Origin of the sequence: Mangrovibacter phragmitis (genome assembly GCF_040429585.1) — a bacterium.
In the GTDB taxonomy this organism is placed as follows: Bacteria; Pseudomonadota; Gammaproteobacteria; order Enterobacterales; family Enterobacteriaceae; genus Mangrovibacter; species Mangrovibacter phragmitis.
This window is the reverse complement of sequence record NZ_CP134782.1, coordinates 1,364,764-1,377,310: the sequence shown is the minus strand read 5'-3', so window position 1 is coordinate 1,377,310 and position 12,547 is coordinate 1,364,764. Positions and strand designations below refer to the sequence as shown.

Sequence of the window (12,547 nt, the reverse complement as noted above, 5' to 3'; positions counted from 1 at the left end):
GGGTGAAAAAAACCGCGCAGGCAGCAAACCTTGCGCGGTTTTTTATTAATTAAAGCCGGTTCAGGCCAGTGGGCCGCCCATCACGGTATCTTCAATCCCGGCCATAATGCGCTCTCCGGTTTCCGTTTTCAGTTCATCATACCAGGCATGTGTTGCCTGTTGATCTTTACCATGTGTTACATCGCATCGTTTGCGTGCTTTCAGAACCAGGTCTTTTACCCGCTCATTGCGTTTAGCCTGGTAACGCAACAGAGCATCTTCAATTCCCAGCGAGTTGGTTTGCAGGGCAATGGCCAGCACCACGGCGTCTTCCATCGCCGCACAGCCACCCTGGCCTATATCCGGAGTAGTACTGTGCCCGGCATCGCCCAACAACGCTACCCGGCCACGCACCAGTTGCATAAATGGTTCGATATCATGAATTTCTATCCGGTTCGTGGTTTGTGGGTCCAGTGTATCAATCAGCTTTTGAACCGGTGGGCACCAGCCAGAAAAATAGCGTTTAAGGTCGTCCCTCAGAGTACTTCTGTCTTCTTCCAGCCCTTTGGGTAAGGGCACATCAAAGAAGAAATAAAAGCGGTTACCGGCAACCGGCATGAGTGAGACGCGCTTCCCTTCTGCGACAAAAGTGGTCCACTGGTCTGCCGGTGCAATCGTTTCATCAATCTCAACCAGTCCGTTCCAGTTCACATAGCCCGCATAACGGCGTTCAGTCTGGTAACCCAATACCCAGTTACGGATAACAGAGTGGGTGCCATCGGCTGCAATCAGCAGGTCACCCGTTGCTTTGTGCCCGTCTTCAAACCAGGCACAAACACCATCTTTCTGCTCTTCTATATGCGTAACCCGTTTACCGAATTGCACGGCGTCTTTGCCATATTGCTCCAGCAACATATTTTGCAATTCTGCGCGCGCAACAGGATAAGGCCGCTCGCCTACAGCCTCAACCAGCGGCGACAGGCTAAAACGGGTGAGGGTGGCTGCGCTGTGCCCGTCATTGTAGGCGAGATATGCCATATTCCCGCCAAGGGCAGTGACATTCTCATGAAGGCCAAGATAATTCAGGCATTTTACCCCGTTAGGCCAGATTGAAATTGCTGCACCAACCGGTTTAATTTCCTTTACGGCTTCATACACTTCAGTTTCGATGCCGCAGCGTTTCAGGGCAATCGCTGCGGACAAACCGCCAATGCCACCACCAATTATGACTGCTTTCATGTTTGTCTCCTGTTCTGTAACAGAATTTTTGCAATTTCTGTACCAGGTCAGGTTATCATTCAACTGAAACTTTAGTTACACGGTGCATCAATGGTTCCAATGGCATGGCAACGGTTATGATGGACAGTTATGGAGCCAGTTCTTGCATACTTGCGGTGCAAGAACAGTCGCTACGCACTGTAAAGGGGCAAAATAAAGCGCGAGACTTTTTATTAAGAATCACTTAGTCTTTGAAAACAGTGAAAAGAAAAGAGGTATACCTGTGAATACCCCCCAATCATGGCAGGATGAAGTGATTTCTGTGGATTCGCATATTCAATTGCATTCAGTTCATGAACGCTTTGTTGACCCACTGTTTGCGCTGATTCTGCGCAATAAAGACTGGCTGCAACAAAGTATGAACTGGCCGCAATTTGTCAATGCGCGGGAAGATACCCTGAAAACCGTTCAGGGTAATTATCTGTTGCACCACCGCAATATCACCAAAATGTTTATGATTCTGTGTAAGTCAAAACTGGTTGGCGTGGTGTCTTTTAACCTGATAGAGCCAACAAATAAAGCTGCCTACATTGGCTACTGGCTGGACGAAGCGGCGCAGGGTAAAGGCATTTTGTCCCGTTCTTTAAACGCGATGATGATGAAATATGCCCGCGAAGGACTGGTACGCCGCTTTGTCATTAAATGTATTGTCACCAACACTGCCAGCAACCAGGTTGCCCAACGTAATGGTTTTACTCTTGAAGGACGGTTGCGTGAAGCAGAATTTCTTAATGGCGGTTATCACGACCAGAACATCTATGGGCGGATTATTGATACCAGCCAGGCAAACAAAACTGAATAAATTAACGCTCAAAAGGCAGAAAAGGGCTGGCGCGAGTGATGTGCTGGTTACCTGTCAGTATTCTTGAATCCCGCAACAAAACAGTTTCGTTATCCCAGGTTTCAATACAGGCGTTATCACGGAGTTCTGTGGCGTTTTCCAGGCGAACATTTCCCGCGATACGCCCGTGCCCCCGAACCGTGACATTGTCACATAGCACGACCGGGCCGCCGTGCAGGTTTGCGTAATCAAGCAATGTCACGCTCCCGGACAGAACACAGTTACCTTCAACCACTGCATAATCAGCAACCCGCACATGTCCACGTAATACAGGGATACTATCGGTATCCTGTCCGGCAATAATACGGGCATGGTCACTTACACAGGTATTGTCACACAGCCACACATTACAATTATCGTTTCCCTGAATAATGGCATAACCACTCACACAAGCCCGGTGTTGCAGAAAACCAAAATCAATATATGCGTGGTCACAGACACACACCTGATGAGCCAGTAAACTCCGCCTGATATGCGCATTGCCACTGATGGTAAGAGCCTGGTCTGGGTCTGCCGTAAAACCCATACAGGCAATTATGCGGCTGTCGAACAGCCTGGCTTCCCCGCTGATGTCAGCCGGGCCATCAATTTGGCAATCTTTTACCTGCGCGCTATCCGTCACATGAAGCCTGCCTGTTAACCGGCTGAGGCCAAGGATTTGCGCATCACCACTGACTTGCGCACCGCCAAAGACTTCCACCTGTTCTTCAAGCCAGGCGCTACCTTGTTGACTAAGACAGTCTGGTCCTTCCACCCAGCCGCCCAATTGACCTTTGCACACGGAACCAAAGTCTGCCAGGGCACATATTTGATACAGGGTGATGTTTTCTCCCTGTGGCGAAATAAGCTTACGGCAGTGGTCGCTCAACTGGTATTTTTTCATTATCATCTCCGGTTATTGTAATAATTTTGGCAGACGATAAAGGCTTTGCCACTGGCTAACGATGGTGGCGGGAGAAAACCATGCGCACAGAAAACTATTTTCACGATAACTACGGGCTGACCTTACCTCACTCTGAATTACGAAGTGCTGTTCCCCTGCTAAAACCCCACAGTCAGGTACTGGATCTGGGTTGTGGTAATGGGCGCAACAGCCTTTACCTGGCGGATGCAGGGCACCAGGTTCAGGCCTGGGATAAAAACGTTGCCAGCATAGAAAACCTGCAGCGCATTGCCCGGCAGGAAAAACTGGGTAATCTGGAAGCGGCGGTGGCCGACCTCAACCAGGTCAGTTTTCACGGCGCGTACGATTTATTGTTATCAACAGTAGTGATGATGTTTCTTGAACCTGCGACTATTCCCCGTCTGATTAGCCAGATGCAGGAAGCCACGCGCCCGGGTGGGTTGAATTTAATTGTCTCAGCAATGAGCACCGCTGATTTTCCATGCTCTGTTGGGTTCCCGTTTACCTTCAAAGAAGGCGAACTGGCGGCGTATTATGCAGGCTGGAACCTGCATAAATACAATGAAGATGTGGGGGAATTGCACAAAACGGACAGCAATGGTAACCGCATTAAACTCAGATTTGCGACACTGCTTGCTCAGAAGGTGTAACCGGCCACGCGCTTTGCTGAATAACTGTGCGGTAGCCATCATGGTCTATGAACGTCTGCCCGTGATGATCCCAGTATGGGTTGTAACTGTTAATGGCATGAAACCCGGCAAGGCGCATTTTTTCACACCGTTGCCGCCAGTGGGTTGGGTCCGGGTAATAGAGAACCAGTAAGTCCTCGCTCCCGGGGGCAGGTGTAACAGGATGCCGGTGGCACACAGTAAACTCAAGGTGCCATGCAGCCTGCGGGAGCGACAGCATAATGCCACTAAAACCATTATGCTCACTAAATCGCCCCGTTACCTCCAACCCAAGCCCTGTACAGTAGAGCGTTTCACTTTGTGTCAGAGAGGTAACCGGTCTGGCAATGCGTAAGTGTGGCATGTTCATCGTGAAGGCCCTTTATTGACAGTATGTTATGCAGTGTTGCAGTTTCTGATTTGCCTGTGTTGTCAAAAGTGCCTTTGTGTTACACGCGCCACACTTTTCCCGCTACTTCGGGTATCAGGCGCTCTTCAGCCGCAAACCGGCACGTAATTTATTGACCGGCACAAACATCACCAGGTTTCCTGCAAGGATCAGAATCAGGCCAATAACCGCATTACTTTTCCACTGATAATTTTCAAAAACGGTTGAAATCGCTAATGCTACCAGGGGAAACAGCAGTGTACTCCAGGCCGCATTTGCCGGGCCAATACGCCCAACCAGCGTAAAATAGGCACCGAAAGCAATGACTGAACCAAAAACACCGAGATAAAGCAGCGCGCTAATATAACGGGTATCCCACTCTGGCATAAAATGGCTGCCACTGAACAGGCCCGTCGCTCCCATTACCAGCGTACCGTACAGCATAGCCCAACTGTTGGTGGTGAGTGTATCCAGCCCACGTTTCTGGTGGCGGGCGCTGATCATATTTCCCAATGAGAAACCGTAGGTACCCAGTGCGCTTAACCCAATACCACCAAGTAGCGTCATGGATAGCGTCTGGCCCACGACATCGTCCCAGAACAACACAACCATACCGACCAGGCCGAGTAGCGCGGCAGCATAAAAACGCGGTGCCGGGCGCTGGCCAAAAAACAGAAAACTGTTCACTGCATTAAACAATACCGCCATAGAGAAAATTACTGACTCCAGCCCACTGGTTATCCAGGCGGCTGCATGGTAGAAGCAGAAGAAGTTGAACCCGAAGACACAGCACCCTTGTAGCAGGCAGAATAAATGGTCTGCTTTGCGCATAGATTTCAGGCGGCGGGTCATCAACATCACCGGCCATAACACGGCACAAGCCACAGCAAACCGCCAGAAAATAGAAACGGGTACGGCGACCGGCCCTTGTTGCATGGCAATGGCAATCCAGGTAGTTCCCCAAATAACAACGACCAAAATATACAGTACTGCGTTCATAAATAACCTCATTACTCCCGTGAAAGTAGCCGGTAGTGTGTAGTGAGCTGCGCCAGCTGGCTTGCAGCTGGTTGTGGTGCACTTGCATATTCTTGCGCTTTTTTTTCCGGTAATGGCTGGCAGAGGAGAAATTGCCACCGTAGACTGTCAAACAGATGAAGCAATGGCAGGGCGATATGGGCTACCACGCATTTGAAAACTTGCGCCAGCACAAGGCAGTATTACACGACAGTGTGCAGCTTAACTCCGGGGTGCAACTGGCATCCTGGTCAAATAAGCATGACACCATCACGCAGATGAGCGACCACCATACATTAAGTTTGTATGTGGCAGACGGGTACGAAACCTACCACAAAACACGCCAGGGCTGGAAAAATGGCGGCGGGCCAGACAGATTTTGCCTGATGCCAGAACAGAGTGAATCCACCTGGGATGTACGTGCCGACCTTTCCTTTGTGCATCTGTACTGTACCAGTGCGCATTTACGCGCAATTGGCGAAGAGATTTGGGATCGCAACCCGGCAAGTATTCAGCTTGATGAACGGACGTTTGCCGAAGATGTCCACATTACTCAGCTCTACCGCCAGTTCTTGCTCAATAATGCCTGGGGCGAACAGGCAAACCACCTGGTGCTCACTACTGCGTCTACATTGCTGCTCACCCATATTGTGCAGCATTACAGTACCGTTCAGTGGAAATTACCTCCTGTAAAAGGCGGGCTGGCGCCAGTGGTGCTACGCCAGACAATGGAATGGATTGAACATCACCTTGATACATCTATTACTCTGGATAAGCTGGCGGCACAGGCAGGGCTCAGCGAATTTCATTTTGCGCGCATGTTCCGCCAGTCGGTTGGTGTTGCGCCGCATCAGTATGTAATGCAGCGCCGAATGATCAAAGCCGAACAACTGGTGAAAGCAGGGCAATTACCGCTTACCGATATCGCCCTGCAGTGTGGTTTTAGTTCTTCAAGCCATTTTTCAAACCGTTTCCGCGCTGTTTATGGCTGTACACCTTCCGCTATGCGTGCTTTAGGTGCCAGGCAGGCATAGCATACGCCACCGGCAACCAACCCCCAAAATGCACTCCCCACAGCGCCAAGTGTTACCCCGCTGGCGGTAATTAAAAAAGTAATAATCGCGGCGTCACGCTGATGGGGAACATTCAGTGCCTGAACCAGGCTGCCACTGATAGTGCCCAATAACGCTAATCCGGCAAGCGTCTGGATCCAGGCCTCGGGTACGGCGGCCATCAATGAGGTAATAGTGGCACCAGATAACCCGGCAAGCAGGTAAAATACCCCAGCCGTAGCTGATGCCTTCCAGCGTTGTTGTGCGTCAGGGTGTGCCTCCGGGCTCTGGCAAATTGCGGCAGTAATCGCGGCGATACATACAGAGAACACCCCGAATGGCGACAGCAGCAGCGACAACCCGCCGGTAACCACCATCAGTAATGAAACAGGCAGGTGGTAACCGGATGCTTTCATGGTAGCCACACCCGGTGCATTTTGAGATGCCATGGTGACCAAAAAGAAAGGCACACCAACACCCAGCAAGGCAGACAGAGAAAAGTGGGGCGTTACCCACTGCGGCATAACAAAATGGGTATCAATATGCCGGGTATCAATGCTGCCGGTCATGGCACAAATAACCAGCCCGACAACCAGAGTGAACACAATGGCATAGCGTGGCGCAATACGGCGGGCTATTACCCAGCAGGCTAACATTGTGCCGGTTAACCCCAGGTGGCCTTGCAGGTTAGCAAAGGCATCCAGCCCAAAACGCAATAAAATACCCGCCAGCATTGCGGCAGCCAGGCTGTGAGGAATAATTTGCATTAACCTGGCAAACAGGCCCGTTACGCCGCACAAAACAATCAGCAGGTTGGCAAACACAAAAACGCCAATAGCATCATTGATGGTCAGCCCATGCAGGCTGGTCGCCAGCAATGCAGCACCTGGAGTGGACCATGCAGTCAATACCGGAATACGGTACCAGCAGGACAAAATCAGCGAGCTGGCACCCATCGCAATACCCAGCATGGTCATCCAGCCTGCAATTTGGTCTGGTGTGGCACCTGCTGCGGTAGCTGCCTGCCAGATAATCGCAGCAGAGCTGGCATAGCCGACTAATACAGCGACAAAGCCGGACATTATCGTGGGAAACGGAAGGGATGTGTGCCTCATAACGGCTCCTGTATTGTGCGTTATAACGTCCGGACTATAACACCGTGCGTTATAACGCACAAGGCGCTATACTTACCGACCACACAGGAGGAATTTATGGATGATATAGCAGCCTGGTTGTCATCAACACTGAAACAGTTACGTCAGCAGCGCGGGTGGAGCCTGGCACAGGCCGCAGAGAAAACCGGTGTATCAAAAGCGATGCTGGGGCAAATTGAGCGCAACGAATCCAGCCCAACAGTTGCCACGCTGTGGAAAATTGCCACTGGGCTGAATGTGCCGCTGTCGCGTTTTATCACCACACCAGGCAGTGAACGGCCAGTCTATGATGCCCAGCAGCAGGCGATGGTAGTGACACCACTATTCCCATATGACCCGGTATTACGTTTCGATATGTTCAGCATTACACTGGCACCGGGAGCACAAAGTGACTCCAGCCCCCATGAACAGGGTGTTATTGAACATGTGATTGTTCTTACGGGTGAATTATCGTTGTGTGTTGATGGGCAATGGCACACACTTTCCGCCGGTGAGGCATGGCGCTTTATTGCAGATGTTCCCCACAGTTATGCTAACCATAGTGCTATAACCACGGTATTTCAGTCGCTGATTCACTATCCATCGTCTACGGTTTAAAACAGAGCGGCTTTCCCGTGAAAAGCAGTTTTGCTCGTACCCGAATCTGACTACAATAGCCGCCTTTCAATAAACCTGAATAAGACAATTATGCGCCTGCAAACTCATAAACTTGAACTACTCAGCCCGGCACGCGATGCCGAAATAGCCCGCGAAGCCATTCTGCATGGCGCTGATGCGGTCTATATTGGCGGCCCGGACTTTGGTGCCCGCCATAATGCATCTAACAGCCTGAAAGATATTGCTGAACTGGTTCCTTTTGCCCACCAGTTTGGTGCCAAAGTGTTTGTGACACTGAATACTATTCTGCATGACAATGAGTTGGCTGGCGCACAAAAGCTGATAACTGATCTGTATCAGGCGGGGGTGGACGCTCTGATTGTTCAGGATATGGGGATCCTGGAACTGGATATTCCCCCTATTGAGCTGCATGCCAGCACACAGTGTGATATTCGCAGTGTGGAAAAGGCCCGCTTTTTAGGCAATGCCGGGTTCTCGCAAATCGTTCTGGCGCGTGAGTTGAATCTCAACCAGATTGCAGATATTCATGCAAATACCGATGCCACCATTGAGTTTTTCATTCATGGCGCGTTATGTGTTGCGTACTCCGGGCAGTGCAACATTTCCCATGCGCAAACCGGGCGCAGTGCTAATCGCGGGGACTGTTCACAGGCCTGCCGCCTGCCGTACACCCTGAAAGATGACCAGGGGCGGGTGGTTGCTTATGAAAAGCACCTGCTTTCGATGAAAGATAACGACCAAAGCGCCAACCTGGAAGCATTGATTAATGCTGGTGTACGCTCTTTTAAAATCGAAGGGCGCTATAAAGACATGAGTTATGTGAAAAACATAACCGCTTATTACCGCCAGTTGCTGGATAACATTATTGAATCACGCAGTGATCTTGAGCGTGCGTCTGCTGGCCGCACGGAACACTTTTTTATCCCTTCTCCGGATAAAACCTTTCACCGCGGCAGCACAGACTATTTTGTGAATCAACGTAAACAGGATATTGGCGCTTTTGATTCCCCCAAATTCATTGGCTTACCTGTTGGTGAAGTGTTGAGTGTTGCGGCCAGACACCTGGATGTGGAAACCACTGAGCCGCTCGCTAACGGTGATGGTCTGAATGTCATGATCAAACGCGAGGTCGTCGGTTTCCGTGTGAACACCGTTGAGAAAACGGGGGAAGGGCGTTACCGGGTCTGGCCGAATGAGATGCCTGCTGATTTACATAAAATCCGCCCACATCACCCACTCAACCGTAACCTGGATCATAACTGGCAACAGGCTTTGCTGAAAACCTCCAGCGAGCGACGCATTGCGGTAGACCTGGTACTGAGCGGCTGGCAGGAGCAACTGGTTCTGACTGCAACCAGTGAAGATGGCGTGAGTGTAACGCATACCCTTGATGGTCAGTTTGACATCGCAAATAACCCGGAAAAAGCGGAAAGCCAGCTTCATGATGGCGTGGCGAAACTGGGGCAGACATGTTATTACCCGCGAGAAGTTAACCTGGCTTTAGCGGCTCCATTGTTTGTGCCCAACAGCCTGCTGAACCAGTTACGCCGTGAAACCATTGCCATGCTGACCGATGCCCGCATGGCAAATTACCCGCGCGGCAGCCGTAAACCGGTGAGCGTTCCACCACCGGTTTACCCTGAATCACACCTGACTTTTCTTGCCAACGTGTACAACCAGAAAGCCCGTGATTTTTACCATCGCTACGGGGTTAAACTGATTGATGCGGCATATGAGGCACATGAAGAGAAAGGTGATGTACCTGTAATGATCACCAAACACTGCCTGCGCTTTGCGTTTAACTTGTGCCCAAAACAGGCCAAAGGCGTGCAGGGTGTTAAAGGGCGGGCAACCCCCATGCAACTGGTGCATCAGGATGAAGTGCTGACCCTGAAATTTGACTGTAAGCCTTGTGAGATGCATGTCATTGGCAAAATGAAGAACCACATTATGAAAATGCCGTTACCTGGCAGTGTGGTGGCATCAGTGACACCAGAAGAGTTAATGAAAACACTTCCTGGGCGGAAAGGGCGATAATTTCCCAGACTTTTGGTCTCAATTGCCCCGAATTTCGGGGCAATTGGTAGACTGAAAAATATTGTGAGAGTGATTAAAACATCAGTCCCCGAACTCCCCGTCAGGGTTAATTGCCAGTAGTGTTAACCTGTTGTATCTGAGTGCATGGTATTTTGCATTCATGATCTCTGGGGTTTTCTCTGTAATCATCTTTTCACATACCTTTTGTCTGTCATAAAACGGCCCAGCTACGCTATCGATATATTCTCCATCCATTATCCCATAATAAAAAATGAACTCATTTTCGCCTATGGAGTAAGAAAATTTTTCCGTGGGCTGCTTTCCTTTTTTAGATACAAATAAATCCATGAAGGAATCACTAAACGTTATTGTGTGTGGGTAGCCAGCGCCTTCAGGCAAGACTGTATTAAAAACAGCAATGATCTCATTTCTATTTTTAGCCATCGCGTCAATTTGTAAGTCCGTCATTCCCTGTCTTGCTGCATCTTGCGCTATATCATCTTTACGCACATGAAAATAACCTGCCACGTTGGGGAGATACCCGGTAAATGGGACTTTTAATGCGCACCAGGTATTGGAAGATTGGGTATAGGGATTAATGTACCGGCCATATGGTGCCTTGGTATAAACAAAAATACGCGCATTTTCCCAGTTAACAGAAGCGGTATATTCTCCTGTTCCCCATAAGCCATCGGTGGCGAGGTCCTGCAAGTTTGCTTTATCAGAAATTCTGGTTTCTTCTGGCAAATCAGTAATGGTGAAGTTTACCTGGGTTTTATGTGGAGTACGCCGCCGCTCTGCTTTGAGCAGTGCTTCGTCCACCCATTCTCGGGTATGCCTGGCTTCACCTAATTTCACATAAAAAATATATGTATCACCTGATCTTTTTAAATCAGAAACAGTAATTTGCTCACTGGTGAACTTTAGCTTTGTATCAGAAAACAGTGAAATAATCGCTCCGGCATTGAAGGTGTTATGGTCCCCAGCCCATTCACCAATAATATCTGGTTCCTTACACCCGGTTAACAATAAAATTGTGGCGAGAACAGTCGGCCCTGTTTTCATTATAACTCCATTTATTAATTAACATATCATCCTGTGTTTCGGCGAAGAGTATCATGGTGTTGTACGCCATTACAGAGATAAACAGGAATTAAAAACCGAGTCATAAAACAGGAATTAGCGAGCAAACCACATATTAAATAGGTGTGCGAATTTAAAAGAAGTAACAAGGCACTCTGCAATATAAAAAAGAAACCCCGCTTATAGCGGGATTTCGCTCAGAACTGGTAACGTATTGGTTTACGGTGAGTCACTTCATGGAGTTGTTCGCGGGAATCATGAGCCGCTTCTTCAGTTACTGCGCGGAGCTCATCGCTGTCTGCTTCATGCAATAACTGGTAATCCAGGCTACGCAACCCGACCTGCTCAGGTGTTAGTGTCCAGGCGGTAACCTGGTTAGTAGTCAGTGAACAAAAGATCAAGATTAAACAAACGGCTGCGTGACGCATTGCTATACTCCCTCAGGCTGACCTGCACACTATTGCAGAGAAAAAATCAATCTGTCAGGAGTTTTGCAAAGCCTTGAAAAGAAAGTGTAAGAAAAGCAAATGCAGAAAAAGCTGGTTGAACCTCTGTTTGAAAGAAAGGCCGGGCACAGCCCGGGCCATCAATCAATGAGAAACAGTATGAGAAAACAGGTTAATCACCATAACACCCGCGATGATTAGCCCCATTCCCAGCATTGCGGGTAAATCAAGTTTTTGCCCCAGATATAACCAGCCAACGATGCCAATCAGCACAATACCGGTACCCGACCAAACGGCATAAATAATGCCAATGGGCAAGGTGCGCATGGATACGGCAAGGAAATAGAAAGCCACGCCATATCCCAGTACCGTTACCAGTGAAGGCCACAGGCGAGTAAAACTGTCAGACATTTTCAGGGCGGAAGTGGCGATAACTTCGCTGATAATCGCGATACTTAAATAAAACCAGGTCATAGAAATTACTCCGTCAGCGCTAACAGGCGCTGAACAAGGGTTTCACGTTGTGTGGTTGTCATCGGGTGCACATTACATAAACTGGCGTAACACAGGCCATCTGCTGCTATGCGGCAGAACAGGGCAGTGGTGCCATCATCACTACCTTTATCGTCGGCAGGCATACAGGTGTTGATAAAATCAGCCCAGCGCTCACGCAATACCGGGTCTGCAAATAATGCAGCCATAATCCCCTGATTAAGCGCGACTTCCTGCTCACTCATCTCTCTGACACAGGCACGAATATAAGCTCGTGTTGCACGTAACCCCGGCTGGGTATCCGCCGCAATTTCGGCTTCTACTTCAGCAAGAAATTGTTGCATCGTCGTGTCAAAAACGGCGTCCACCAGAGCCTGACGGGTAGGGAAGTGGTATTGCAGCCCACCTTTACTGATACCAGTGCCTTTCACCACTTTGTCCATAGTCAGCCCGTGCAGACCTTGCGTGATAATCAAGTGAGTGGCGAAATCCAGCAGCGACTGGCGCAGTGCCTGAGGATCTTTATTGCGGGAACGGGCCATTGGTTGTCCTTTATTAAAAAATCAATCTATACGGATTGTTTTGATTTT

General features: G+C 49.5%; 14 protein-coding genes. 5 read left to right on the top strand and 9 right to left on the bottom strand.

What is annotated here, in order from left to right; translation table 11 throughout:
• Positions 1 to 60: 60 nt before the first annotated feature.
• Positions 61 to 1,218, bottom strand: a complete 1,158-nt coding sequence (hpxO, locus tag MPHASIOC01_RS06535; RefSeq protein ID WP_353614229.1) for an FAD-dependent urate hydroxylase HpxO — start codon at positions 1,216 to 1,218, stop codon at positions 61 to 63.
• 262 nt (positions 1,219 to 1,480) lie between these two features.
• Here hpxO and rimL point away from each other — a divergent pair, with 262 nt between their 5' ends.
• Positions 1,481 to 2,059, top strand: a complete 579-nt coding sequence (gene rimL, locus MPHASIOC01_RS06530) for a 50S ribosomal protein L7/L12-serine acetyltransferase (protein ID WP_064593772.1) — start codon at positions 1,481 to 1,483, stop codon at positions 2,057 to 2,059.
• Position 2,060: 1 nt separating this feature from the next.
• Here the strand turns inward: rimL and MPHASIOC01_RS06525 are convergent, their stop codons facing one another.
• Positions 2,061 to 2,981, bottom strand: a complete 921-nt coding sequence (locus tag MPHASIOC01_RS06525; RefSeq protein WP_353614228.1) for a hypothetical protein — start codon at positions 2,979 to 2,981, stop codon at positions 2,061 to 2,063.
• Between the two features lie 80 nt (positions 2,982 to 3,061).
• Here MPHASIOC01_RS06525 and tehB point away from each other — a divergent pair, with 80 nt between their 5' ends.
• Positions 3,062 to 3,652 carry a tellurite resistance methyltransferase TehB gene (tehB, locus tag MPHASIOC01_RS06520; protein ID WP_353614227.1) on the top strand — a complete coding sequence of 197 codons (591 nt, stop codon included), beginning with the start codon at positions 3,062 to 3,064 and terminating at the stop codon, positions 3,650 to 3,652.
• Here tehB and MPHASIOC01_RS06515 read toward each other — a convergent pair.
• Positions 3,618 to 4,040 carry a VOC family protein gene (locus tag MPHASIOC01_RS06515; protein ID WP_064593764.1) on the bottom strand — a complete coding sequence of 141 codons (423 nt, stop codon included), beginning with the start codon at positions 4,038 to 4,040 and terminating at the stop codon, positions 3,618 to 3,620. The genes tehB and MPHASIOC01_RS06515 overlap by 35 nt on opposite strands.
• 114 nt (positions 4,041 to 4,154) lie before the next feature.
• The gene (locus tag MPHASIOC01_RS06510) at positions 4,155 to 5,057 is read right to left on the bottom strand and encodes a DMT family transporter (protein ID WP_353614226.1); all 903 of its coding nucleotides are present in this window, start codon (positions 5,055 to 5,057) and stop codon (positions 4,155 to 4,157) included.
• 155 nt (positions 5,058 to 5,212) lie between these two features.
• On the opposite strand from MPHASIOC01_RS06510, the gene MPHASIOC01_RS06505 reads away from it, so the two are divergent.
• The gene (locus MPHASIOC01_RS06505) at positions 5,213 to 6,109 is read left to right on the top strand and encodes an AraC family transcriptional regulator (RefSeq protein WP_353614225.1); all 897 of its coding nucleotides are present in this window, start codon (positions 5,213 to 5,215) and stop codon (positions 6,107 to 6,109) included.
• On the opposite strand, the gene MPHASIOC01_RS06500 is transcribed toward MPHASIOC01_RS06505, so the two are convergent.
• A complete protein-coding gene (locus MPHASIOC01_RS06500; protein ID WP_353614224.1) occupies positions 6,058 to 7,242 on the bottom strand; it encodes a benzoate/H(+) symporter BenE family transporter in 1,185 nt (394 codons plus the stop codon). The genes MPHASIOC01_RS06505 and MPHASIOC01_RS06500 overlap by 52 nt on opposite strands.
• A 96-nt stretch (positions 7,243 to 7,338) precedes the next feature.
• On the opposite strand from MPHASIOC01_RS06500, the gene MPHASIOC01_RS06495 reads away from it, so the two are divergent.
• Positions 7,339 to 7,878, top strand: a complete 540-nt coding sequence (locus MPHASIOC01_RS06495; protein WP_353614223.1) for a helix-turn-helix domain-containing protein — start codon at positions 7,339 to 7,341, stop codon at positions 7,876 to 7,878.
• 90 nt (positions 7,879 to 7,968) lie between these two features.
• Positions 7,969 to 9,936: a U32 family peptidase gene (locus tag MPHASIOC01_RS06490; protein ID WP_353614222.1), complete on the top strand. Its 1,968-nt coding sequence runs from the start codon at positions 7,969 to 7,971 to the stop codon at positions 9,934 to 9,936.
• Between the two features lie 81 nt (positions 9,937 to 10,017).
• Here the strand turns inward: MPHASIOC01_RS06490 and MPHASIOC01_RS06485 are convergent, their stop codons facing one another.
• From MPHASIOC01_RS06485 to MPHASIOC01_RS06470, 4 genes are all read right to left on the bottom strand, one after another.
• Complete coding sequence (locus tag MPHASIOC01_RS06485; RefSeq protein WP_353614221.1) at positions 10,018 to 11,001, bottom strand: hypothetical protein; 984 nt, start codon at positions 10,999 to 11,001, stop codon at positions 10,018 to 10,020.
• Between the two features lie 215 nt (positions 11,002 to 11,216).
• Positions 11,217 to 11,447 (bottom strand): DUF2554 family protein, encoded by a 231-nt coding sequence (locus MPHASIOC01_RS06480; protein ID WP_064593748.1) that lies wholly within the window; start codon positions 11,445 to 11,447, stop codon positions 11,217 to 11,219.
• 162 nt (positions 11,448 to 11,609) lie between these two features.
• On the bottom strand, positions 11,610 to 11,939 hold the full coding sequence (locus MPHASIOC01_RS06475) for a multidrug efflux SMR transporter (RefSeq protein ID WP_064593745.1): 330 nt from the start codon (positions 11,937 to 11,939) through the stop codon (positions 11,610 to 11,612).
• Between the two features lie 5 nt (positions 11,940 to 11,944).
• Positions 11,945 to 12,499, bottom strand: a complete 555-nt coding sequence (locus tag MPHASIOC01_RS06470; protein WP_353614220.1) for a TetR/AcrR family transcriptional regulator — start codon at positions 12,497 to 12,499, stop codon at positions 11,945 to 11,947.
• Positions 12,500 to 12,547: the final 48 nt, after the last annotated feature.

Excerpts from the sequence above, each read along its gene's own strand:
- MPHASIOC01_RS06475 (WP_064593745.1), bottom strand. The coding sequence starts at position 11,939 with ATGACCTGGTTTTATTTAAGTATCGCGATTATCAGCGAAGTTATCGCC.
- MPHASIOC01_RS06515 (WP_064593764.1), bottom strand. The coding sequence starts at position 4,040 with ATGAACATGCCACACTTACGCATTGCCAGACCGGTTACCTCTCTGACA.
- MPHASIOC01_RS06525 (WP_353614228.1), bottom strand. The coding sequence starts at position 2,981 with ATGAAAAAATACCAGTTGAGCGACCACTGCCGTAAGCTTATTTCGCCA.
- MPHASIOC01_RS06470 (WP_353614220.1), bottom strand. The coding sequence starts at position 12,499 with ATGGCCCGTTCCCGCAATAAAGATCCTCAGGCACTGCGCCAGTCGCTG.
- hpxO (WP_353614229.1), bottom strand. The coding sequence starts at position 1,218 with ATGAAAGCAGTCATAATTGGTGGTGGCATTGGCGGTTTGTCCGCAGCG.
- MPHASIOC01_RS06480 (WP_064593748.1), bottom strand. The coding sequence starts at position 11,447 with ATGCGTCACGCAGCCGTTTGTTTAATCTTGATCTTTTGTTCACTGACT.
- MPHASIOC01_RS06495 (WP_353614223.1), top strand. The coding sequence starts at position 7,339 with ATGGATGATATAGCAGCCTGGTTGTCATCAACACTGAAACAGTTACGT.
- MPHASIOC01_RS06505 (WP_353614225.1), top strand. The coding sequence starts at position 5,213 with ATGAAGCAATGGCAGGGCGATATGGGCTACCACGCATTTGAAAACTTG.
- MPHASIOC01_RS06510 (WP_353614226.1), bottom strand. The coding sequence starts at position 5,057 with ATGAACGCAGTACTGTATATTTTGGTCGTTGTTATTTGGGGAACTACC.
- MPHASIOC01_RS06490 (WP_353614222.1), top strand. The coding sequence starts at position 7,969 with ATGCGCCTGCAAACTCATAAACTTGAACTACTCAGCCCGGCACGCGAT.
- MPHASIOC01_RS06500 (WP_353614224.1), bottom strand. The coding sequence starts at position 7,242 with ATGAGGCACACATCCCTTCCGTTTCCCACGATAATGTCCGGCTTTGTC.
- MPHASIOC01_RS06485 (WP_353614221.1), bottom strand. The coding sequence starts at position 11,001 with ATGAAAACAGGGCCGACTGTTCTCGCCACAATTTTATTGTTAACCGGG.
- tehB (WP_353614227.1), top strand. The coding sequence starts at position 3,062 with ATGCGCACAGAAAACTATTTTCACGATAACTACGGGCTGACCTTACCT.